Origin of the sequence: Rhizobium sp. CCGE531, from assembly GCF_003627795.1 — a bacterium.
Taxonomy (GTDB): domain Bacteria; phylum Pseudomonadota; class Alphaproteobacteria; order Rhizobiales; family Rhizobiaceae; genus Rhizobium.
In genome coordinates this window covers 437,530-454,924 of record NZ_CP032684.1, presented here as the reverse complement: position 1 = coordinate 454,924, position 17,395 = coordinate 437,530, and the positions used below count along the sequence as shown (strand labels likewise).

The 17,395-nt window shown below is 61.3% G+C and carries 21 protein-coding genes and 1 pseudogene; 12 read left to right on the top strand and 10 right to left on the bottom strand.

The features are described 5' to 3' along the window. Window positions 1–120: 120 nt before the first annotated feature. On the bottom strand, window positions 121–1,581 hold the full coding sequence (locus tag CCGE531_RS02240; protein WP_120662722.1) for an MFS transporter: 1,461 nt from the start codon (window positions 1,579–1,581) through the stop codon (window positions 121–123). 164 nt (window positions 1,582–1,745) lie between these two features. Between CCGE531_RS02240 and CCGE531_RS02235 the strand changes: the two genes are divergently transcribed. Next, on the top strand, window positions 1,746–2,054 hold the full coding sequence (locus CCGE531_RS02235) for a hypothetical protein (protein ID WP_120666398.1): 309 nt from the start codon (window positions 1,746–1,748) through the stop codon (window positions 2,052–2,054). A gap of 18 nt (window positions 2,055–2,072) precedes the next feature. Next, window positions 2,073–2,972: a sigma-70 family RNA polymerase sigma factor gene (locus CCGE531_RS02230; RefSeq protein WP_120662721.1), complete on the top strand. Its 900-nt coding sequence runs from the start codon at window positions 2,073–2,075 to the stop codon at window positions 2,970–2,972. Between the two features lie 123 nt (window positions 2,973–3,095). Here the strand turns inward: CCGE531_RS02230 and CCGE531_RS02225 are convergent, their stop codons facing one another. The 3 genes from CCGE531_RS02225 to CCGE531_RS02215 are packed head-to-tail and all read right to left on the bottom strand — an operon-like array spanning window position 3,096 to window position 4,410. Beyond that, complete coding sequence (locus tag CCGE531_RS02225) at window positions 3,096–3,548, bottom strand: MAPEG family protein (protein ID WP_281024452.1); 453 nt, start codon at window positions 3,546–3,548, stop codon at window positions 3,096–3,098. 7 nt (window positions 3,549–3,555) lie between these two features. Continuing rightward, window positions 3,556–4,062: an SRPBCC domain-containing protein gene (locus CCGE531_RS02220; RefSeq protein WP_120662719.1), complete on the bottom strand. Its 507-nt coding sequence runs from the start codon at window positions 4,060–4,062 to the stop codon at window positions 3,556–3,558. 9 nt (window positions 4,063–4,071) lie between these two features. Continuing rightward, on the bottom strand, window positions 4,072–4,410 hold the full coding sequence (locus CCGE531_RS02215; RefSeq protein ID WP_120662718.1) for a metalloregulator ArsR/SmtB family transcription factor: 339 nt from the start codon (window positions 4,408–4,410) through the stop codon (window positions 4,072–4,074). Window positions 4,411–4,601: 191 nt separating this feature from the next. Between CCGE531_RS02215 and CCGE531_RS02210 the strand changes: the two genes are divergently transcribed. Continuing rightward, window positions 4,602–5,213: a dihydrofolate reductase family protein gene (locus tag CCGE531_RS02210; protein ID WP_120662717.1), complete on the top strand. Its 612-nt coding sequence runs from the start codon at window positions 4,602–4,604 to the stop codon at window positions 5,211–5,213. A 63-nt stretch (window positions 5,214–5,276) separates the two neighbouring features. Here CCGE531_RS02210 and CCGE531_RS02205 read toward each other — a convergent pair. Continuing rightward, window positions 5,277–5,659, bottom strand: a pseudogene (locus CCGE531_RS02205) (helix-turn-helix domain-containing protein). A gap of 253 nt (window positions 5,660–5,912) precedes the next feature. Between CCGE531_RS02205 and CCGE531_RS02200 the strand changes: the two are divergent. The 4 genes from CCGE531_RS02200 to CCGE531_RS02180 all read left to right on the top strand — a co-directional run bounded on the left by CCGE531_RS02200 (window position 5,913) and on the right by CCGE531_RS02180 (window position 8,844). Next, window positions 5,913–7,025, top strand: coding sequence for an alpha/beta hydrolase (locus CCGE531_RS02200; protein ID WP_245458957.1), 1,113 nt, complete (start codon window positions 5,913–5,915; stop codon window positions 7,023–7,025). An 82-nt stretch (window positions 7,026–7,107) separates the two neighbouring features. Continuing rightward, on the top strand, window positions 7,108–7,632 hold the full coding sequence (locus tag CCGE531_RS02195; protein ID WP_120662716.1) for a hypothetical protein: 525 nt from the start codon (window positions 7,108–7,110) through the stop codon (window positions 7,630–7,632). A gap of 226 nt (window positions 7,633–7,858) precedes the next feature. Further along, window positions 7,859–8,560, top strand: a complete 702-nt coding sequence (locus CCGE531_RS02185) for a hypothetical protein (protein WP_120662714.1) — start codon at window positions 7,859–7,861, stop codon at window positions 8,558–8,560. Window positions 8,561–8,616: 56 nt separating this feature from the next. Beyond that, window positions 8,617–8,844 (top strand): hypothetical protein, encoded by a 228-nt coding sequence (locus CCGE531_RS02180; RefSeq protein ID WP_120662713.1) that lies wholly within the window; start codon window positions 8,617–8,619, stop codon window positions 8,842–8,844. A 263-nt stretch (window positions 8,845–9,107) separates the two neighbouring features. Here the strand turns inward: CCGE531_RS02180 and CCGE531_RS02175 are convergent, their stop codons facing one another. Next, window positions 9,108–9,548 carry a hypothetical protein gene (locus CCGE531_RS02175; RefSeq protein ID WP_120662712.1) on the bottom strand — a complete coding sequence of 147 codons (441 nt, stop codon included), beginning with the start codon at window positions 9,546–9,548 and terminating at the stop codon, window positions 9,108–9,110. 236 nt (window positions 9,549–9,784) lie between these two features. Next, entirely contained in the window at window positions 9,785–10,696 is a 912-nt protein-coding gene (locus tag CCGE531_RS02170) for a LysR family transcriptional regulator (RefSeq protein WP_120662711.1), read from the bottom strand. A gap of 137 nt (window positions 10,697–10,833) precedes the next feature. On the opposite strand from CCGE531_RS02170, the gene CCGE531_RS02165 reads away from it, so the two are divergent. Both CCGE531_RS02165 and CCGE531_RS02160 read left to right on the top strand, forming a co-directional pair. After that, window positions 10,834–11,175, top strand: a complete 342-nt coding sequence (locus CCGE531_RS02165; RefSeq protein WP_205586461.1) for a hypothetical protein — start codon at window positions 10,834–10,836, stop codon at window positions 11,173–11,175. Between the two features lie 49 nt (window positions 11,176–11,224). Next, window positions 11,225–11,728 (top strand): hypothetical protein, encoded by a 504-nt coding sequence (locus CCGE531_RS02160; protein WP_120662710.1) that lies wholly within the window; start codon window positions 11,225–11,227, stop codon window positions 11,726–11,728. Window positions 11,729–11,846: 118 nt separating this feature from the next. Here CCGE531_RS02160 and CCGE531_RS02155 read toward each other — a convergent pair whose 3' ends face one another. Next, complete coding sequence (locus tag CCGE531_RS02155; RefSeq protein WP_120662709.1) at window positions 11,847–12,410, bottom strand: methylated-DNA--[protein]-cysteine S-methyltransferase; 564 nt, start codon at window positions 12,408–12,410, stop codon at window positions 11,847–11,849. A gap of 13 nt (window positions 12,411–12,423) precedes the next feature. Here CCGE531_RS02155 and CCGE531_RS34100 point away from each other — a divergent pair, with 13 nt between their 5' ends. Both CCGE531_RS34100 and CCGE531_RS02150 read left to right on the top strand, forming a co-directional pair. Further along, window positions 12,424–12,831: a hypothetical protein gene (locus tag CCGE531_RS34100; RefSeq protein ID WP_162943834.1), complete on the top strand. Its 408-nt coding sequence runs from the start codon at window positions 12,424–12,426 to the stop codon at window positions 12,829–12,831. A 66-nt stretch (window positions 12,832–12,897) separates the two neighbouring features. Then, window positions 12,898–13,521 (top strand): 2'-5' RNA ligase family protein, encoded by a 624-nt coding sequence (locus tag CCGE531_RS02150; protein WP_162943833.1) that lies wholly within the window; start codon window positions 12,898–12,900, stop codon window positions 13,519–13,521. 28 nt (window positions 13,522–13,549) lie between these two features. Here CCGE531_RS02150 and CCGE531_RS02145 read toward each other — a convergent pair whose 3' ends face one another. Together CCGE531_RS02145 and CCGE531_RS02140 are read right to left on the bottom strand one after the other, a co-directional pair. Then, complete coding sequence (locus CCGE531_RS02145; protein WP_120662707.1) at window positions 13,550–15,184, bottom strand: SulP family inorganic anion transporter; 1,635 nt, start codon at window positions 15,182–15,184, stop codon at window positions 13,550–13,552. A gap of 103 nt (window positions 15,185–15,287) precedes the next feature. Beyond that, a complete protein-coding gene (locus tag CCGE531_RS02140) occupies window positions 15,288–16,169 on the bottom strand; it encodes a LysR family transcriptional regulator (protein ID WP_120666393.1) in 882 nt (293 codons plus the stop codon). Window positions 16,170–16,260: 91 nt separating this feature from the next. Between CCGE531_RS02140 and CCGE531_RS02135 the strand changes: the two genes are divergently transcribed. Then, window positions 16,261–17,235: a quinone oxidoreductase gene (locus CCGE531_RS02135; RefSeq protein ID WP_120662706.1), complete on the top strand. Its 975-nt coding sequence runs from the start codon at window positions 16,261–16,263 to the stop codon at window positions 17,233–17,235. Window positions 17,236–17,395: the final 160 nt, after the last annotated feature.

Below are 17,395 nucleotides of genomic sequence, written 5' to 3'. Positions count from 1 at the left end.
CGCACTCACGCAGGTGCCGCACATAATTCGGACTAGCGTTGCAAGCATCTCGCCGCCTACCCATAGGTCGGTCGCTGAGGCCAAGCCGGTGGGGAGGCCAAACTTCGGGCAGCCTCCGGTCTACGTTTGGTCCGCCTGGTGACTACTCATCGCAGGTTCGATCTGCGCCTCGCCGCGCACGACCACGGTCATGGTTGATCCTGCTGCCGTTGCGGCGCGTGGCAGCCACAAGCCTGCGATGGCAGCCACGACCGACAGACCGGCGGAGACGCCAATCGCCACTGCAAAGCCTTCGCTGAAAGCCTTGGCGGAGTGAATGTTGCCCGTGTGCGCAAACACCGCGACAAGAACAGCAACGCCGAACACCCCGCCGAGATAGCGCAGCATATTGAAGGTGCCCGACGCCTTGCCGATTTCGCTGCCTGCGACCGAACCCAGTACGGCATTCTGTGCGGCAGGCATCGCCATCGACACACCAGCACCCGCAAATACCATCGGAGCAACGAGTTGCGCGTAGGCGAGGTCAGGTGCGACGATCAGGCCAATCCACGCCATGCCGAGCGCCTGCAGGATGAGGCCGCCGACGACGAGAGGGCGTTCGCCGATCCGGTTGACCAGTTTCCCGGCGAATGGCGCCACCACGAACAGCGTGGCGGTCCAGGGCAGCAGTCGCACGCCGGCCTCGAATGCTCCGTGGCCCTGCGCGGTTTGCAGGAACTGCGGCAGGAGGAACAGGACGCCATACATCGAGGCATAGAAGAAGAAGCTCGACCCGATGCCCGATGCAAAGGCGGACGAGCGGAAGAATCGCATCGGCACCATCGGCTCGCGGGCCCGCAGTTCCCAGCCGACGAAGGCGGCCGCCAGCAGAAGGCCCGCCCCGAGCGTCGCCACAACTTCGACGCTGCTCCAGCCCGCATTGTTCCCGCGCATCAGGCCCCAAGCCAAGCCGAGCGCGGAGCCGGTCACCAGCGCAATTCCTGGAATGTCGAGAGCCGAGCCCGATCCGAAGCTCTCGTCGATTCGACGCGCCGCCAGCGGGATGACAATCGCGGCGATCGGCAGATTGATCCAGAAAATCCACTGCCACGCCAAGCCCTGCGCAATTGCGCCGCCGATCACCGGTCCGCCGATGAGCGCGACGCCCGTGACACCACTGAAGACGCCAAGGGCCTTCCCGCGCTCTTCGCGGGAGAAGGCCGCGCCCAGAAGTGCCATCGCGAGCGGCACGACAAGGGCCGCGCCGGCTCCTTGGAGGGCGCGTGCCGCAATCAGCCAGCCAACAGTGGTTGCAAGCCCACATGCGGCCGATCCGCCGGCAAACAGCACGATGCCGTAGCAGAACATGCGCCGGCGTCCGAAGCGGTCGCCGAGCGCGGTGCCAGTCAACAGCAGCACGGCAAAGCTAAGGTTGTAGGCGTTGACGGTCCACTCAAGCGATTCGAGCGAAGCCCCCAGGCTGACCCGGATGGCGCTCAGGGCCGTGGTGACGACCATGGCGTCGAGCGCTACCATGCACGATGCGATCGAGACGAGCGCTAACACCCAGGATTTACTCGTTTTGTTGTTCTGCTCACTCATGGCAATCTCCTCGTGGCTGCGGTTCAACGGTCCACATCACGAAGACGAACCGCGTCGGCCAAAGGATTCGGTGGAGGAAATTTTCTTGTTCCGGCGAATCTTTTCGCAGTTCGGGACGTCTTTAGGGGGGTGACGATCGAAACGTGTGGCCAATGGAGGATTCGATGAAAATGACCGTGGTGCGCTACAGGACGAAGCCGGAGACGGCGGACGAGAACGAACATTTGATCAAGGCGGTGTTTCAGGAATTGCGTGCGAAATCGCGGGACGATGTCCGGTATCTTTCCTTGAGGCTGGACGACGACACGTTCGTTCATGTCAGCATCGCAGAGACCGAGGACGAGGCCAGTCCGATCCCGTCGCTGGAGGCGTTCCGGTCCTTCCGATCGGGTCTCAAAGAGCGTTGCATCGAGCCGCCGCAGCAAAATGACGCCACCGTCGTCGGCAATTACCGGATGCTTGGCGAGCCATGAGAGCATGAGGACAAGGCCATGACTCCATCCGGAGCTGAAGCCGACGAAAGCCGTAGCGCCTTCGATAGGCGTCTCGGCGAACTGCGGCCAAAGCTACACCGTTACTGCGCACGCATGACGGGCTCGGTGATCGATGGCGAGGACGTCGTTCAAGAGGCGCTGATGAAGGCGATCAAGGCGCTTCCGAAGGCTGGACGGGTCGCCAATCTCGACGGATGGCTGTTTCGCATCGCACACAACGCGGCGCTGGATTTTTTGCGCCGACGGCGGCGCTACGAGGCCATCCATTCCAATGAGGAGGCAGAGATGACCGCTGCTTTGATAAACCCGGTCTCCGATCGTCAGGCTGCGGCGGCAAGCCTGAGGACCTTAATGCGGTTGCCGGTGACGCAGCGGAGCTGTGTCATCCTGATGGATGTGCTCGGTCACTCGCTGGACGAAATCAGTCAGGTGACAGAAACCAGCATCCCGGCCGTCAAGGCAGCGTTAAACCGTGGCCGCAGGGGTCTGCGAGAGATTGCCAATGAACCCGAGGATTTATCCGTTCCGGCCCTGGCCGAGCCTGAGCGTTTACTCCTGGCCAAATACGTCGACAACTTCAACGCGCGTGACTTCGACGCCGTCCGGGACATGCTCGCCGATGAGGTGCGACTGGAACTCGTCAACAAGACACGCATGAATGGCAAGCGCGAGGTCGGACGATACTTTCACAATTACTCTGACGTCGACGATTGGCATTTTGTCCCCGGGCTGGTTGACGGACGCCCGGCGCTTCTCGTGCGCGACCCTCGCGATCCATCCGCGGCACCGTCGTATTTCGTTCTGCTACAGTGGGTGGGGGACAAGTTCACCAACATCCGGGATTTTCGCCATGCCCGCTATGCGATTGAAGGTGCGGAGGTCGTAATAGCGGGTTGAACAAAGCGCGACGCGCGAGGGCGCGGCGCGGTGTCGGTTTTCACGCATGATCGATCAACTTCGGGCTCGTCGGTCACTGCATGATAGTTTCGTACTACTGGCGCTGACGGTATTCAGGATCGGTCAGGCAACAATCAAATCGTGGACTACGGCGCCCATCAGGACAACGATTGCGAGGAGGGAGACCGCAAAAGCGATCGTCCGCCATGGCTGTATGGCCTTCAGATAGATGATCGAATGCACGATCCGCGCGGCTACAAAGATTGTGAAAATGGGAATCGCAATTGCAGGGCTTCCTCCCAGGAATACGTAAAGCAGCCCCAGCAGCAGGAATGGATAGATCGTAGCCTCGGCATTGCGATGCGCACGCAGGAGCCGTGCGACAATTGGCGGGTCGAATTCTGACACAGGGACACCAAAGCGTGCGCCATCCTCCGGATTGATTGCCACGCGGCCCTTGGCGCGGATCGCCCCGCTGGAGACCCAGAGCATCAGAAGATTGACGCACAGAACAGTGCAGGTGATGGCATACGCCAGGAAGGCTGGGTGTGCTGCAATCCAAACTGACCGTTGCATCGCAATACTACCCCTCGGTGCTCGGAACATCTGACAACGCGCTTGACGTCCGCTGGGGCGTCGCACGGACATATACGACGAGATTGTCAAGGGTCTTCGCCGTTCCAGTGTCGATGCCCATTTTCAAATACTGATCGAGCCGTTCCGCCGAGCCGCATTCAATCCTCATCGTCAAACGCGTCCCGCCCGCAGTCTCGTCGAAAGTGACGCGCCCGATCGCCCCCATCGCTTCGAAGATGAGATGACGTGGCGGTGCGATCTCGCGATAGACACCCGCGAACTGGTGGGTGGCGGCGGAATGCCGGTTAAGGAACCTGAACGTTCCCCCCGGGCGAAGGTCGATCTCGCATTCTGCCAGCGGTTCGCCTGTTGGGTCCCACCAGCATGTCACATGCTCGGGCCGCGTCCATGCTTCGAAGACCTGTTCACAGGGTGCGGCTAGGACGCGCGTCACGATGATCGTGTGCGTGTCCCGGTCAATCACGACTCCGCTGTCGGCGATTGTCAGCGTCATGCCTCTCTCCTACTTCTTCATTTCCGCGAGGTGGCGATCCAGATTGTCGAGCCTGCCTTCCCATTGTTTGCGAAAGGGCTCTACCCAGTCGGCGACATCCTTAAGAGCCGTTGCCACCAGCTTGCGCGGTCGCCGCTGCGCGTCACGCCCGCGTTCGATGAGGCCCGCATTCTCCAGCACCTTGAGATGCTTCGAGATCGTCGGTTGGCTGAGTTCGAACGGCGCCAGCAGTTCCGACACCGTGGCTTCGCCGGTTGCGAGCCGAGCCAGGATCGCGCGCCGCGTCGGATCGGCAAGAGCAGAAAAGGCCTGGTTCAGCTGGTCCGCAGTAGATTTTTCAATTGCCATATGGCTATATAGCTAGTAAGCAATTAATGAGTCAAGACTAAAAATTCAGAGGTCATCGAGGAAGAATTCGGGTCAGAGCGAATTCCGCGGCACGCTATAGAGCCTTCGGTTCGAATGCGTACCCTGACCCTAATTTCCTGCCCTAGCGCCCATGATCTGGTGGGCGATCACGCTACTCAAGGAGGTGTAGAATGCGAAAAATAACGGCGGGGCTTTTCATCTCTCTCGACGGCGTCGTTGAGCTGCCCGAGCGCTGGGGCTTCCAGTACTTGAACAAGGAAATGGGCGAAAGGATCGTCGCCGGAATTGAGAAGGCGGACGCCGTCCTGCTTGGCCCAGCGACCTACCGGATCTTCGCCAACCTGTGGCCGCACCAGACGGACGATGTGCCTATGGCCAGGTTCCTGAACCACTCGCCCAAATATGTGGCGACAAGGACCCCCGGCAAGCTGGGCGAGCTCGCGTGGGGACCGGCGGCGGTGCTCGAGGGCGATCTCACGCCTGCGCTGGCGAAACTGAGGGCGCAGTCCGGGAAGGCGATCCAGGTTCCCGGCAGTCCGAGGCTGGTGCGCTCGCTGCTACGCGAAGGGTTGCTGGACGAGCTTAGCCTCGTCATCTGTCCGGTGGTGGTCGGCTCCGGCCTGCGGTTGTTCGACGAGACGAGCAGCCCCATGAGCCTTTCGGTCGAACAGGCGAAAATGTTCAATAACGGCGCCATATCGGTGACCTATAGTCCGGTCCGATCAGGCGACGAGGCGACATTCCCGCCGCAACACTTCCCGGCCGCCGCCGGCCGCGAATAGCTGACTCTGCGGCGACTTGGAGCCGTAGGGAATTGCAACCCCGAGAACCGAGAGCGTAAGGCTTCAGCCTTGCGTCAACGACTTTTGCTGCCCTTTAGCGGTCTGCTTTGCACTTTGTCGATCCAGCCGGGCTCTTCCCCATTGCGTCAACATCTCGACAACTGGCCTCAGGCTTCGCCTTCCTCGGTGACGCGGTACTCCACGCGCGGCGGAACTTCCGCGTACACTGTTCGCAGCACGAGCCCAGCTTCCTCGAGCTCGCGTAATTGCTTGGTGAGCAGCCGCTGGGTGATCCCCGGCAAGCGGCGGTGCAGCTCGTTGAATCGAAGGCAACCGGCATCGAGGAGGTGGAATAGTACGACACCTTTCCATCGGCCGTCGATGAGGTCGAGCGTCACCTCAACGGGACAGCCGAGAACATCCACATAGTTCTCATGCTTCCCCATCATCGCCGATAGCGTCACCTGAGCTTTACCGCTCCGCGAAAGCTGCGGCGCTGGGGCTCAAGTGCCCCTTCATGCCATCGAGCGCGCCCACGCCCGACTGTGAAGTTCTGCTTCATGGCCCATCGACATTATCGCCAATAGTCGATCGCTGGAAGCGGCCATACATTCGGCGTGCAAATCTGGACGCACGCCGCATTTCGGAAGCCCCGGAGCCATCGAGGCTCGGATGCGACGATTAGGAGAGAGCGACACAATGCGAGACGTGACATTTTCCCGACGCGAGGTCCTCTGCGCAGGGAGCGCGCTTACCATCGGTGCCGCTATCGGAAAGCCGCTGAAAGCCGCCGCCGCTAAACTCGGCGGAGCTGACCCCGAGCCGACGTCCTGGGTGGATTCGGCGATGCCCGAGGTTACGCATCGCATGGTCGAGGCGAACGGTATCCGGTTGCACGTGGCCGAACAAGGTGAGGGTCCGCTCGTCATCCTCTGTCACGGCTTTCCCGAATGCTGGTATTCCTGGCGCCATCAGCTTGACGCACTGGCGAAGGCCGGGTTCCGTGCGGTGGCGCCCGACTTGCGTGGCTATGGGCGGAGCGACCGTCCGGAAGCAGTGGAAGAATATACGATTCTCCATGACATCGGCGACATGCTGGGGCTCATCGATGCTCTGGATGCCAAACAAGCCGTGATCGCCGGCCACGACATCGGCGCTGCGATAGCCTGGCAAACGGCGCTTCTGCGTCCCGACCGCTTCCGCGCTGTGATCGCGCTCAGCCCGCCATTCCGCTCGCGGGGGTTTGGCGACGCGGGACCGCCGACGACGCTCATGCCGCAGACCGAGGACGCGGTGTTTTACCAGCTCTACTTCCAGACCCCGGGAGCTGAGGCGGCGCTCGGGCGCGATCTGCCTCGCACGTTCCGTTCGATGTTCTACTCCCTCTCGGGCGACAGCCCGCCGCCGACAGGCGCCGGAGGGTTTGCCGCCGGGATGGTGCCCCGGAACGGCGATTTCCTCACCAATCCGGTGTCGTTGCCTTCCTGGTTCAGCGAGTCCGACATCGAGGTCTATGTCGAGGCATTCTCGCGGAGCGGATTCCGCGGCGCCCTGAACTGGTGGCGCAACATCGATCGCAGCTGGGAACTCATGGCCGCCTTTGGCCGAGCGGCGGTAACCGTTCCGGCGCTCTACATTGCGGGCGATCGCGACATCATTGTCGAGGTGTTTCAGCCGATCATTGCCAAGCAGTCGGCAATGGTTCCCGAACTCCGGCCGGCGATCATGCTGCCGGGCTGCGGCCACTGGACCCAGCAGGAACGTGCGCCGGAGGTGAATACCGCGATGATTGACTTCCTTCGGAGCCTTTAACCGAGGGAAGACCGGCTCGGCATCCTGACCGCGGTGTTGGAGGCCGCGGCTTGACGAACGAAACCACCTGAAAGGAGCGCACATGCCGGCGCAAATCCTATTCCTAACCCATCTCGTCCTGGCCTATATCCCATGGCTGCTTTGCTTCGGTGCATACATCTGGCCGAGGCTCAAGGTGATGGATCACGCCGATGCGCAACGAGCCATTGCGACCCTGCACAGCTTCCGCTTCTTCGGGCTCGCCTTCCTGCTTCCCGGCGTGGTTGGCGCCAATCTGCCCGCCGGCTTCGCCACGTTCGCCGCCTACGGCAACTTCGCGACCGGGCTGCTGGCCATGCTGGCGCTGCTCGCGGTCAGGATACGTCCGCTATTTTGGCTGCTCGTCCTCGCCTTCAATCTCATAGGGGTAGCCGACGTTGCCTTCGACTTTTACCACGCGGTTCAAGTCGACCTTCCTGCTGTCGCAGGCGAACTCGGTGCCATGTACGCGTTCCCGATCATCTACATGCCACTGCAGATGATCACGCACCTCGCGGCATTCTATCTGCTCGCGCGTTCTCGATCGAACATGGCTTCTTCCCTCGCCGGCGATACGGCCGCATCCTAGAGCGGTTCAGTTTTTCACGGAATCTCTGAACCGCTCTATCTCTCTGTTGTCTAGCAATTCCGGACGGAAAACCGCTGCGCACTTTTCCTGGAATTGCTCCAGTACTCTCCGCTTGCCTTTCAAACGATGCTCTGTGCTTCGCATTCGCGCGCCAACCGGTAACGTTATGAAAGCCATGGCAGGAACTCATACCCACGGGACTGGAAGGAGCATGGTGTCAAGATCGATGAAAGCAGCCACACTCGCAATCCTTCTGATTGCGACGACAGCCGCCGGCGTCTCGGCCGCATATCCCACGGTGGCCGCTGTAGCGTGCCCGAACTGCCTGGGGTTCAAGAAGACCCAGGGTCAGGTCTATGTCGAGGATGGGATGGCTCCCCAGCAGCAGGCAGCCGTGCTCCAGACGATTGCCGCGGCTCGCGACCGGCTCCGCCAATTCTACGGGACGATCGATGGTGATCCCAAAATCTTCGTCTGCGGCGACGATAATTGTTACCGCAAGATCGGCGGCGGAAAATCGCGCGGCATGGCGCTCCTCAATCTCGCATTGTTCCTCTCGCTCCAAGGAACGACCGTCACCATTGCATCACACGAGATGTCGCACATCGAACTTCATACCCGGATCGGACTGATCAAGACTTTCCGTCGTGATGTGCCGCAATGGTTCGATGAGGGCGTTGCGGTCCTCGTTTCCGATGATAGCCGCTACCTGAGGCCAACGTCATCGCCCGATCGTTGCCTGGTGGAACCGGATGGTGCGCTACCGACGTCGAGGAGCGCTTGGATTGAAAGCGCGGCGTCGACCAGCCTCTACGCGAAAGCCGCCTGCCGGGTGAGCAAGTGGATTGCGGACCACGGCGGTTCCCCCGCCGTAACGCAGCTCCTAGCGAATGTTGCCGCAGGCCAATCCTTTGAGATGGTGTATTGACGGCATCCTCGTCCTCGCGAGCGGCAGCGGCAAAAATAATCACGAGCTGTCGGAAGTTGCCGATCTGGCCGTCCTCGGGCTGGAACCGCAACGAGGAGAAAGTCTGGGCCGTAAAAACCATATGGAACGCCAGCCTGCCCATCACGGGCAGCCACAGCTTCGAAGCCATGACCGCCTGGTGGCCGACCTCCACCGACGGGTTGGCGGCGCCGACGCCTCTCAAGCTGACAAACTCGAAGGCCTTTCCCGGGAGCGTCGTGGCGCAGAACTATCGGGCGGCGTGACCCGTCGCCGAAGATCCAGTCGGCGGCAATAAGCCAAGGGTAGCTATTGGCGCAGAGTGACGAGCAAGCGCAGCGGTCCTCCCTGGGCGGCTTTCCCAGAGGTGCCCGATTGCTAGAGCCCTTCCGCTTTTCTTCGAATCGCGAAAAGGCTCTATCCTCTTGTTTTCCGCAATCCCGGACGGAAAACCGCCGCGTACTTTTCCTGGAATTGCTTTAATTCAGCAAATCGGGCCTATCCAGGGGATGACGAAGGGAGTAACGCCTTACTTCACCCTGATGCTCATGCCGCTGATATCGGCGTTGACTTGCAGGCCGACCTGCCGGCCCGTGAGTTCAAGCTCAGCGCCTTTGTCATTGGTCATGACGATTATCTGGGCGCCCTTGCCGACCGCGCCGCCGCCGCCGGCTGCGCCGTAGACGCCGCTGACATCCTGGGCACGGCGAATGTGGCGCACGGTACCGCTGAAATAGGTCTTGGAGGCACCGAAAGCGAGGCCGCCCGAGATGCCGCCGATCGAGACGGGATAGCGCCGGCCATGGAAGGTCAGCGTACCCTCCCCTCCGGAGCCACCGACGAAGAAAGCCGCCTTGTAGACGGCAAAACGGATCGTGCCGCTATCGGCATGCGCAGCGCTGGCAAAGCCAATCCCCGCGACGGCGATGGCGGCAACCGCGACTGAACGAAATCCAGACGAAATCTTCATGATGAGATGTCCCTAAAGAACGCCGCTTACCCAGCCGGCCGGGAACGACATCAGCGTCGTATCGAAGTTAGAGATAAACGATCTCGCACGACCTTTAGTTCCAAAGCAAGGTAATAACAAAGCGTTAGAACCTATCGAAATAATCGAACGGGGATGAGGGCAACGGCGATACCTTCCATCCAGGAAGGCACCGATAGCATAATTGCATCACGCGTTCCTTTCCCGATACGCGCAGCCTAAGGCTTGCGGCTCCTGACGTGATCGATGAAGGCCCGCAGCTTCGGCATCACTTGATGGCGGCTGGGATAGTAGAGAAACACACCCGGCGCCATTGGCGCGAACGGCTCCAGGACGTGTACGAGTTCTCCCGCTTTCACTGGTCCAGCAGCGATCGGCTCAGGCACTTGCACAAGCCCCATACCTTCCACCGCCGCCCCAAGCATGGTGGGGAAATCGTGGGCAATTAGCGGCCCCGAGACGATGGCCTCGATCGGCTTGTTGCCGTTGACGAACGACCATGGCGCGATTGACCCATTCGAACGGCGAATGCGTATGCAGGCATGTTGACGCAGATCCTCGATGAGTTCCGGCCGTCCCATCCGGCGTAGATATTCGGGGCTGCCGACGACCACGAAGGGAAAGGGCGGCGTCAGCCGGACCGCGATCATATCAGCCTCGACGAACTGGCCCAGCCGGACGCCGGCGTCAAACCCTTCGGCGGCGATATCGACCAGGTCCGCGCTTGCGGCGATCTCCACCTCGACCTCGGGATAGGCCTGGCAGAAGGATGCGATTAGCGGCTCCAGCAGGATCGGCACCACTGCCCGCGGCACCGTGAGGCGCAACAGTCCGGCGGGCCGCTGCCCCAGGTCACGCGCGCCCTCGCTTGCGGCGACAAGCTCCGCGAAAGCGGGCTTTGCGCGCGATAGGAATCGCTCGCCGGCTTCGGTCAGGCCAACACTGCGCGTCGTGCGTATAAAGAGTGCCGCGCCGATACGCGCCTCGAGAGTGCGCACCGCCTGGCTGATCGCCGATGGCGTTACCCCGAGCTCCGCGGCTGCTTTGCGAAAACTGCGGTGCTGGGCAACACTCAGGAAGGCCTCGACGCCATCGAGTGCACCCTGCCTGACTGTGAAGTTCTGCTTCATAACTCGTCGACATTATCGAGAATAGTCGCTCGTGAAAAGCGGTCTTATCTTTGAGTTGCAAATCAGGACGTCGCCGAAACGAGACCGTGAAAACGATCGGTGGCGTCTTCCCGACCCCTCTCACAGGAGCTGCTTCCATGACCCATCCAACCCCTACCCAGGCCCAGGCCATCTCGCCCGCAACCACCGGGGTGATGATCATCCTTACCGTGAAGGCGGGCGTCACACGCGAACAAGTCATGGCCGTCATGCCCGCTGAAATCCAGCAGACGGTGCAGCTCTATCTCAGTGGGAAGATTCGCGAATGGTATTCGCGGGGCGACGGTCGCGGAGCCATCTTCCTGCTGGATTCCAGCGATGTCGCCGAGGCACAGGCAATCATGGAGGACCTACCGTTAGCCAAGCAAAATCTCATGGACCACGAATACATCGCAATCGGCCCGCTTTGGCCGCTCCGCTTGCTCATGGCCAATTCCTGAGTACCCTCAGATATCGAAATATATCCAACAAATACAAAGGAATCCGAGCATGCCGCCGGACTTCAATCTTCCATTCGTTCTCAGCGTCGCCGGCGCCTTCCTGACCAGTTCGGTGGTGGCTTACATCTATGTCTGGCCAGCGGTTCGTGCCATGCCGCGCCATGAGGCGCTGAGACTTCTCGCGGCTTTCCATGCGTTCAGGTTCTTCGGCATGAACTTTCTGGTATCCGGATTCGTATCTTCGGAGTTGAGTCCGGATTTCGCCAATCAAGTCGGATGGGGTGATCTCATCGCAGCTGTTCTCGCGCTTGTTTCAATGGCGGCACTTTCCTGGCGGTGGCCAATCGCGGTTCCGATTGTCTGGATATTCAATATCTGGGGAACCCTGGATCTTCTGAACGCCTACTATCTGGGCGTAATGAAAATCGGAAATCCCGGCCTCTTTGGCGCCGGCATTTATATACCAGCGCTTTACGTGCCATTGCTGCTCGTCAATCACGGTCTTGCCTTCGCAATTCTGTGGCGGAAGAGATCATCGGAACAAGCGGTATGAGGCGCGGCAGGAAGATCGCGATCCGGCCATAAGCCGATCCGCTTGAACGACAATGATACGCTATTGTTCTCCCGCAATTCCGGACGGAAAACCGCTACGCAGTTTTCCTGAAATTGCTCTAAAACCCAAGCGATTGCTGCACCGGCTTCGGCGGCGCGAGCTGAACGCCCTCCAGCTCCAGCATGCGCGCCTTGGCATTCGAGCCGCCAGGCGCCGAAAAGCCGCCGATCTTGCCGCCCGCCGCCAGAACGCGGTGGCAGGGAATGATCAGCGCCACCGGGTTCTTGGCCATGGCCTGGCCGACATCACGCGCGGCCTCCGGCCCCACGCCAAGCTGCTTTGCCAGCGTCCCGTAGGTGGTGGTATGCCCCCAACCGACCTGCCGGGCGGCGTCATAGATCTGCCTGAAAAACGCGTCCTGTTCGCTGAGGTCGAGCGGCACGCCCGAAAAGTCGATTTCCTCGCCCGCGAAATAGCGCTGCACCTTGGCGATCGTCTCCGCAACCTCCAGCGTCGGTGTGCCGGGCTGCGCATTCGACAGGCGCCGCAGAAGCAGGCGCTCGGTCGCCCCTGCATCCTTGGTTGGCAATTGAAAGCGCATGACACCGACATCGCTCCACGCGATGCCGCAGAAGCCGCCTGCGGTTTCGAAGATTAGATAATTCTGCTTTGTCTCATTCATGACGAAAGCTCCTGTGTTTCCACTTGCCATGAAAATCGTCCTCGGGGGCGTCGAATTCAACCCGATTCTTGCGAAGATTAAGAATTGCCACCATTTTGACGACGGCGAAGCGATGCTGAGACACTCGCAGGCACAGGTATCAATATCCGCCGCCGGTCGGAGGAGTATTCAACGTCATGCCGCCACCGGAATTGCGCTCGCCCGAGGTGGAGCAAGACGCAATACCAAGGCCGATGAGAGCGAGAAAAATGGCCGCGAAGACTGGTCTGGTGAACATGGCTGTCATTCCTTGTTGGTGAGAATGGGCACGAAAGCCCGAACCTGGAATGAACGGATCAAGCCGCCCTTTTATTCGATCCTTTTTTGTGAAGCTTACGGCCGCAAAGATCCATTGACACATACGTTCATGTTTTGTTCTTGAATTCATGGCCGCGGAGTACTATGGTTTCGAGATCGAGAGACAGGAGGAGGCAAAGCCGGGACGGCTTTGAACAAAGCCATGCAGCGCGCGGACCAAATGTCATTGGATCTCGGCAAACCGCCGATAAGGCGCAAAGGCAAAAGCCTGCCAAAGCGCGGACAAGCTCTTTATTTTGCGGCGCTGCCGGACCCGGAAATCGCTAAATTGGCCGCTGAAATGACCGTGGACCACAGTCGGCGAAACGGACTCACGCGCACGCCAAGAAAGCATGGTCTCTACCATGTCACCATCTATCCTATCGATATTGTCTCCCGCTCCCAAGAGGAAGCCACCTTCGCTGCGTTGGGGGCCGGATCAACCATCTGCCTGAAATCGTTTCCCTTGGTATTCGATCGGGCGGGAACATTCGGCAATGGCAACAACCGTCAATATGTCCTCTGGTGCAGGGAAGAAAATGAAGGGCTAACGACACTCCGTCGGGAATTGGATGCCGGCATGCAAAGCATGGGCTTTGAAAGTGGCATACCCAGGTCATTCCAACCCCATATGACGCTATTCTATTGCGACCGCATTCTTCCCGAAATGAGGTTGGAGGAGCCGGTCACGTGGCCGGTTGAAAACTTCACGCTGGTGAACAGCTTTCAAGGCGACGGCGAACACGGTCATGTCTGGCACTGGCCGCTGTTCTAGATTCGGCGTTTACTATTTTAGAACAGGTTCAGCAGCCCCCCGAAGACGCCATCACCGCCGCCACAGCGTCATCGACGCTGAAGCTGCAGCGGTTCTCGACCTCGGGAACACCGGCGGCCGTCATAAGATCGCGGACGCGGTCATGCACGCGGGCGAACTGAACGCGCAGACCCCTGCGGTGCATGGCGCTGTCGAACTCCATCAGTGCGTCCATCGCCGTGCTGTCGATATCGGAGCTCTCCTCCAGGCTGAGGATAACCGCCCGCAAGCCGGTTTCGCCGCGGCTGCCCAACAATATCTCGCTGAAGATCGTATCGGCATTGCCGAAAAACAGGGTTTCGCCGGGGCGCCAGATGGCAATGCCCGGTATCTCGGAGGCATCATCGTGCCTGCCGACATCGATGAAATCATGGCTGTCGTTCAGCCGACCGAGACGAGCGACATGCGGCGAGGCCAGGCGATGCATCATGGCGGCGAGCGAGAGTGCGATCGCCAGCAGCATGCCATTGAGGACGCCGAGGGCCAGCACGCCGACAGCGGCGCCCAGCGCCACGTAGAAATCGCGATGCAGGCGGCGCAGACGCAGGATCGGGCTGGGATCGAGCGCATGGGTCAGGGCCGCGACCACGACGGCGGCGAGCACCGGCTCGGGCAGAAGCGCAACCAGCGGCCCGGCACAGGCAATCAGGATCGCAAGGCCGATCGCGGCGAAGACGGTGGTCGCCCGCGTCTTTGCCCCCGCCGCCTCGCTGGCGAAGCCGGCGGAAAAACCCGCGCCGACCGGCATGCCCTGAACGACGGCGCTGGCGATGTTGGCGGCGCCAAGCGCACCAAGCTCGCGATTGACCTCCAGCGTCTCGCCATAGCGCAACGCCAAGGCCCGCATCGTTCCCCAGGATTCGGCAAAGAGGATGAGGACCAGAGGTACCGTGAACTGCACCAGGCGCGAATAGCCAGCCCAGCCAGCATCCGGCAGCGACGGCCATTGCGGCAGGATCTCGATTGCGCCGACCAGCTTCACTCCATGGCCTTCCAGAGCGAACAGGTAGGAGGCGAGGATGCCTGCGGCGAGCACGAGGAAGGCGCCGGGAACGCCCGGCAACCGCTTCAGCAGCAGCAGTGCCGCCAGCGCGACGACGCCGACGGCAACACTGATCGGATTCCATTGCAGGACCGCGCTGAACAGTGCTGCCGCATAGGTCAAGATATTCGAGCCCTGCACGGGCACGCCGACCAGAATCGGCAGCTGATGCAGGATGATGGTGATTGCCAGTCCCAGCGCGAAGCCGCGCAGCACCGGCCGCGAAATAAAGCCGGTGATGCCACCGAGGCGCAATGCGCCGGCAACGAGGAACAGAATGCCGGCAAGCGCCACGGCAACCGTGGCAAGGCCCGCCCTGACGGTGGCATCGCCCGGAACCACCGCCAATGTTGCAGCGAGAATGGCGGCCGACGAGGATGTGGGGGAGACGATGGCAAAGCGGCTGCGGCCGAATATGGCATAGACGAGACATCCGGCAATGCCGGCGAGAATAGCCCGATGCGGCGGCAAGCCGGCGATGCCCGCGTAAGCGACCGCTTCGGGCAGCATCAGGCCTGCAACCGATATGCCCGCGACGAGATCCGCCCTGTCCATCACGAACCAACTGCCCAGCTTCGTCATCGATCACCGACCGTAAGTAGGCCCGTCCATCTATGGCCCAGCCATCTATGGATAGAGATTCGCCGCCGGGCCGCAACAGGAAAATACAAGTCGGAACTTAGCCTTACGCAGCCGCCTCCGCGTCGCCGCGCAGGGGGCAGCTTCCACCGATGATGTCGCTGACGAAATCCATCACCGCGCGGATGGCCGGCGAACGGCGCAGATCGGGATAGGTGACGAGCCAGAGGTCGCGCGTGGGTGACGGAACCGCCACCGGCAGGCGCGTCAGCCCCGCTTCGCTGTCGCCCAGAAAGGCTGGGAGCGCCACGACGCCGAGCCCGGCGCGGGCCGCCTCCAGCTGGCCGAAGACATCGGTGGCGCGAAATACGATCGGGCGGCCTTCCAGCAGGCTGCGAAGCCAAGTCTGCTGCGTCAGATGCTCCATTGCCGCATCGTAGCCGATGAAGACCCAATCCGCCTCGGGCCTTTGCGCCACGGTCGGAATGGCGTAGAGGCCGAAGCGCATGATGCCGATACGCCGAACCAGGAGATCGCTCTCCTCCGGTCGTGTCATGCGCACGGCGATATCGGCCTCTCCGTAGTTGAGCGCGGCACGGCGGGTGACGCCGGCAATCGTCAAGGTGATGTCCGGATGCTCCTCACGGAAGAGAGCCGCCTTCGGGGCAAGAAGATGGGCGGCGATCGACGGTGGCGCGCTGACCTTGACCGCAGCGGAAAGTCCGGTCACGGCGCTCTTCGAATAGCGCCTGATCGCTTCGACATTCTCCTCCATCCCGGTCACCAGTTCGGCAATGGCGCGGCCATCGGCCGTCAGCGGCGAGGTGCGCGGCCGCCGATCGATCAGGCGCAGGTCGAGCGAACGCTCCAGCGCGGCAATGCGGCGGCCAACCGTTGCGTGATCCACGCCAAGCTCCCGCGCCGCCGCGGAAAGCGAACCGGTTCGCGCCAGGGCGGCAAAGTGAAGAAGGTCCTGCCAATCGATCATCTGTGCATTATTGCACAGATGCGGTGAGCTCATACCGAATTTATTCAAGTCGCTGTTTATGGTCAAAGATCTCCTGAAAGGAGACTTCCACATGCCCCTAGCGATTGCCATTACCGGCCCAGGCGGACCCGAGGCCATGAAAGCCGTCGATCTCCCCGTCACCGAACCAGGTCCCGGCCAGGTCCGGATCCGCCAAAGCATTTCCGGCGTCAACTTCGTCGACATCTATGTCCGGTCCGGGCTCTATCCGCTGCCGCCCGGCCAGAGCGTGCTCGGCTTCGAGGGCGCCGGCGTCGTCGAGGCCATCGGCCCTGGCGTCAACGAGCTGAGCGTGGGCGACCGCGTCGCCTATATCGGCCATCCGCTCGGCAGCTATGCCGAGGTGCGCACGCTATCGGCCACCCGTCTGGTGAAACTGCCCGATGGCGTCAGCGAGCGTGTCGCCGGCAGCACCATGCTGCGCGGACTGACGGCGCATATGGTGCTGCAAAAAGTCTATCCCGTGAAAGCGGGCGAATGGGTGCTGGTTCATGCGGGAGCGGGCGGCCTCGGCCAGCTCGTCACGCGCCTTGCCAAGCGGCTTGGCGCAAACGTCATCGCAACGGTCGGTTCCGAAGCCAAGGCTGGCTTCGCCCATGAGGCCGGAGCCGATGCGGTTCTCCTGCACACATCCGAGGATTGGGTCGCAGAAACGCGCCGCATTGCCGATCGGCGCGGCGTGCATCTCGCCGTCGACGGGATCGGCGGCACCATGCTGTCGCAGACGTTTGCCGCCATCCGTCCTTTCGGAATGGTCGCAAGCCTCGGCCAGGCGGCCGGTCCCATTCCGCCGATCGAGATAGAGGAGCTGACCGCCCCCAGAGCCATTGGGCTGTCTCGCCCGAGCGTGCTGACCTACGCCAACGATCCCGAGCTCTATCGCCAAGGCACGACAGCGCTGATGGCGGCGCTACAGGCCGGACTGGTCAACCCGATCGGCGCCGAATACGAGCTGAAGGATGCGGCGAGAGCCCATGCCGATCTCGAGGCGGGGCGAACGACGGCGAGTGTCGTCTTGACGATGTAAAGTCCTTTCAAGCGGGGCCTGCAAACCGGCCCCGCTTACGCAATGCGCGGCTTCGGCTCCGACGCACAATCAACTCATCCCGTCAATCGCTTTTGCTGCAAGGCAGCAATTCGTTGACCATGCCTGCTTTTGCCTGATACCGGTTGTCCGTGGCGATGCA

Excerpts from the sequence above, each read along its gene's own strand:
- CCGE531_RS02210 (WP_120662717.1), top strand. The coding sequence starts at position 4,602 with ATGCGAAAAATAACGGCGGGGCTTTTCATCTCTCTCGACGGCGTCGTT.
- CCGE531_RS02185 (WP_120662714.1), top strand. The coding sequence starts at position 7,859 with ATGAAAGCAGCCACACTCGCAATCCTTCTGATTGCGACGACAGCCGCC.
- CCGE531_RS02200 (WP_245458957.1), top strand. The coding sequence starts at position 5,913 with ATGCGAGACGTGACATTTTCCCGACGCGAGGTCCTCTGCGCAGGGAGC.
- CCGE531_RS02155 (WP_120662709.1), bottom strand. The coding sequence starts at position 12,410 with ATGAATGAGACAAAGCAGAATTATCTAATCTTCGAAACCGCAGGCGGC.
- CCGE531_RS02170 (WP_120662711.1), bottom strand. The coding sequence starts at position 10,696 with ATGAAGCAGAACTTCACAGTCAGGCAGGGTGCACTCGATGGCGTCGAG.
- CCGE531_RS02175 (WP_120662712.1), bottom strand. The coding sequence starts at position 9,548 with ATGAAGATTTCGTCTGGATTTCGTTCAGTCGCGGTTGCCGCCATCGCC.
- CCGE531_RS02220 (WP_120662719.1), bottom strand. The coding sequence starts at position 4,062 with ATGACGCTGACAATCGCCGACAGCGGAGTCGTGATTGACCGGGACACG.
- CCGE531_RS02240 (WP_120662722.1), bottom strand. The coding sequence starts at position 1,581 with ATGAGTGAGCAGAACAACAAAACGAGTAAATCCTGGGTGTTAGCGCTC.
- CCGE531_RS02165 (WP_205586461.1), top strand. The coding sequence starts at position 10,834 with ATGACCCATCCAACCCCTACCCAGGCCCAGGCCATCTCGCCCGCAACC.
- CCGE531_RS02195 (WP_120662716.1), top strand. The coding sequence starts at position 7,108 with ATGCCGGCGCAAATCCTATTCCTAACCCATCTCGTCCTGGCCTATATC.
- CCGE531_RS02225 (WP_281024452.1), bottom strand. The coding sequence starts at position 3,548 with ATGCAACGGTCAGTTTGGATTGCAGCACACCCAGCCTTCCTGGCGTAT.
- CCGE531_RS02135 (WP_120662706.1), top strand. The coding sequence starts at position 16,261 with ATGCCCCTAGCGATTGCCATTACCGGCCCAGGCGGACCCGAGGCCATG.
- CCGE531_RS02230 (WP_120662721.1), top strand. The coding sequence starts at position 2,073 with ATGACTCCATCCGGAGCTGAAGCCGACGAAAGCCGTAGCGCCTTCGAT.
- CCGE531_RS02235 (WP_120666398.1), top strand. The coding sequence starts at position 1,746 with ATGAAAATGACCGTGGTGCGCTACAGGACGAAGCCGGAGACGGCGGAC.
- CCGE531_RS02145 (WP_120662707.1), bottom strand. The coding sequence starts at position 15,184 with ATGACGAAGCTGGGCAGTTGGTTCGTGATGGACAGGGCGGATCTCGTC.
- CCGE531_RS02215 (WP_120662718.1), bottom strand. The coding sequence starts at position 4,410 with ATGGCAATTGAAAAATCTACTGCGGACCAGCTGAACCAGGCCTTTTCT.
- CCGE531_RS02140 (WP_120666393.1), bottom strand. The coding sequence starts at position 16,169 with ATGATCGATTGGCAGGACCTTCTTCACTTTGCCGCCCTGGCGCGAACC.
- CCGE531_RS02160 (WP_120662710.1), top strand. The coding sequence starts at position 11,225 with ATGCCGCCGGACTTCAATCTTCCATTCGTTCTCAGCGTCGCCGGCGCC.